This is a genomic window from Arthrobacter sp. Y3225116 (genome assembly GCF_059091245.1).
Window position 1 is genome coordinate 1 of sequence record NZ_JBNHGL010000344.1, and the last position, 2434, is coordinate 2434.

The following is a 2434-nucleotide window of genomic DNA, read 5'->3' on the forward strand; positions in this document are numbered from 1 at the left end:
CTGCATCATCGAACCATTCAGCGAGAAAATCGTGTCCCGAGCTGATCCAATCAGTCCCTTTCGCCGCGACTGATCTTTCACGTAGTTCGGCCAGCCCCGCGCCCGGCCGCGCGTCCGCTTCCAGATGCCGCCCGAGGACGATTCCCCCGCCGCCGCCCGCGGCGGCGCCGTAGGCACCGACTTCTCCCCCGCCCGGCACCCGATCCACTTCGGATTCATGGCCACGGTCGGCGTCGGTTTCGCGCTGCTGCTCTACTTTGTGCTGACCAACGTCGGTGAACTGCTGGCGTGGATCGCGGCGGCGCTCTTCATTGCCCTGGGGCTCGATCCGATCGTCCGCTGGCTGGAAAGCAAGGGGCTGCCGCGTCCGGCCGGCGTCATCATTGTGGTGCTGATCCTGGCCGGGCTGATCGCGGCGTTCATCTCCACGCTGATCCCGACCATCGTCAACCAGACCACGCAGATCGTGGCCAACGCTCCGCGCTATGTCGAGGACATCCTGAACTCGGCCATATTCCAGACGATCGATGCGCAGTTCCAGGTCCGGGAGCGCATCGACATCGAACTGGAGCGGTTTTTTGCCAGTTCCGAGAACGTCACGGGCATCTTCGGCGGCGTCCTCGGCGTCGGCAGCGCCGTGCTCCAGGGTGCGTTCGGGGCGCTGATCGTGCTGGTGCTTACGCTGTACTTCCTGGCGTCGCTCCCGGCGCTGAAGGTGTGGGCCTACCGGCTCGCTCCGCGGTCCAAGCGGCGGCAGGTGCAGCGCCTGTCGGAGGAGATCACCGGCAGCGTGGGCAGCTACGTGATCGGCCAGGCCTGCGTGGCCCTGATCAACGCGGCCGTGGCCTTTATCGCCATGACCATTGCGCAGGTGCCGTTCACGGCCCTGCTGACCTTTGTCGTCGGCCTTCTGGCCTTCATCCCGCTGATCGGGGCCGTGATCGCCGGCGGGTTCGTCTCGCTGGTTGCCCTGACCGTGGGCTGGCAGCCGGCGCTGCTGTTCGCCGTCATCTACTTTGCCTACCTGCAGATTGAGGCCTACTTCGTCTCGCCGCGCATCATGCAGCGCGCGGTGGCCGTCCCCGGCGCCGTGGCCGTGATCGCCGTGATTGCCGGCGGTTCGCTGATGGGCGTGCTGGGCGCCCTGATGGCCATCCCGGCCGCGGCGTCGGTGATGTTGCTGCTGAAGGACGTCTTCATCGTCCGGCAGGACCGGAACTGAGGCCGGCTCAGCGGTAGCGGAAACTGCGGGTCTGCCAGCAGCGCGGATGCCAGTGCCGCCGCTCGGCCAGCGCCGTCTCGCCGCCGAACAGCGAGTCGGCCTGCCAGGCGACCAGGTGTTCGATCCCCGGGCCGATCGTCCGGTTGCAGCCCGGGCAGGTGTACTCCTTGGCGGCGTTTGACGGGGTGATGCGCCGCACGTTCCATTCGCCGTCGGGCGCGTTCTGGCGCTCCGGGATGCCGGCGCGGGCGCGGTCCAGGTCCAGCTCGTTGGCCCGCGTCCACTTGCTGCTGCCGGCCCCAGAGCGGCGGCGCGGGCGGTTGGAACGGGGCATGCCACCATTCTGCCCCACCGGCGCGGCCCGGACCGAACGAGCCCGCCCGCCGCGGCACCGGACCGACCACGCAGCGGGCACCGGTAAAGTGGCCTACTGTGCGTCTTGTCATTGCCCGTTGCTCCGTTGACTACATCGGCCGCCTCCGCGCCCACCTGCCGCTGGCCACGCGCCTGCTGATGGTGAAGGCGGACGGCTCCGTCCTGATCCATTCCGACGGCGGTTCCTACAAGCCGCTCAACTGGATGAGCCCGCCGGCGAATCTCCGGGTGGCGGAGCCGGAGGCCGACGACGCCTCGTCGGGCGTCCGCGAAGTCTGGCACGTCCAGCATGCCAAGAGCGACGACCGCCTGGTGATCAGCATCCACGAGCACCTGCACGAATACAGCCACGACCTCGGCGTGGACCCGGGGCTGGTCAAGGACGGCGTGGAGGCCGACCTGCAGCGCCTGCTGGCCGAACAGATCCACCGCCTCGGCCCCGGCCACACGCTGGTGCGGCGCGAATACATGACGGCGATCGGGCCGGTGGACATCCTGGCGCGCAACGCCGACGGCGGGACCGTGGCCGTGGAGCTCAAGCGGCGCGGCGACATCGACGGCGTGGAACAGCTGACCCGCTATCTGGAGCTGCTCAACCGCGATCCCCTGCTGGCTCCGGTCAAGGGCATTTTCGCTGCCCAGCAGATCAAGCCGCAGGCGCGCGTGCTTGCCGCCGACCGGGGCATCGAATGCCTGACCCTTGATTACGACGAGATGCGCGGCGTGGACGACGCCGACTCCCGCCTGTTCTGACGCCCCGGGCGGGCGTGCGACAGCGCCCGCTTTCCCGCCGCGGGCGCCGGGGTCGGCCCCCGCGGCCCGGTACTTAACCCCCCG

3 protein-coding genes are annotated in these 2434 nt (G+C 69.0%); 2 read left to right on the forward strand and 1 reads right to left on the reverse strand.

Features of this window, described 5'->3' with window-relative positions; all coding sequences use genetic code 11:
• The first annotated feature begins 124 nt into the window (after positions 1-124).
• Positions 125-1222 (forward strand): AI-2E family transporter, encoded by a 1098-nt coding sequence (locus tag AC5RV2_RS17110; RefSeq protein ID WP_494093334.1) that lies wholly within the window; start codon positions 125-127, stop codon positions 1220-1222.
• Between the two features lie 7 nt (positions 1223-1229).
• Here AC5RV2_RS17110 and AC5RV2_RS17115 read toward each other — a convergent pair whose 3' ends face one another.
• Positions 1230-1556 carry an Rv1322 family protein gene (locus tag AC5RV2_RS17115; RefSeq protein ID WP_494000114.1) on the reverse strand — a complete coding sequence of 109 codons (327 nt, stop codon included), beginning with the start codon at positions 1554-1556 and terminating at the stop codon, positions 1230-1232.
• A 98-nt stretch (positions 1557-1654) separates the two neighbouring features.
• Between AC5RV2_RS17115 and nucS the strand changes: the two genes are divergently transcribed.
• Positions 1655-2350: an endonuclease NucS gene (gene nucS, locus AC5RV2_RS17120; protein WP_494000115.1), complete on the forward strand. Its 696-nt coding sequence runs from the start codon at positions 1655-1657 to the stop codon at positions 2348-2350.
• Positions 2351-2434 lie beyond the last annotated feature (84 nt).

Bases quoted from the DNA above. Each gene is read 5' to 3' on its own strand.
- AC5RV2_RS17110 (WP_494093334.1), top strand. From the start codon at position 125: ATGCCGCCCGAGGACGATTCCCCCGCCGCCGCCCGCGGCGGCGCCGTA.
- AC5RV2_RS17115 (WP_494000114.1), bottom strand. From the start codon at position 1,556: ATGCCCCGTTCCAACCGCCCGCGCCGCCGCTCTGGGGCCGGCAGCAGC.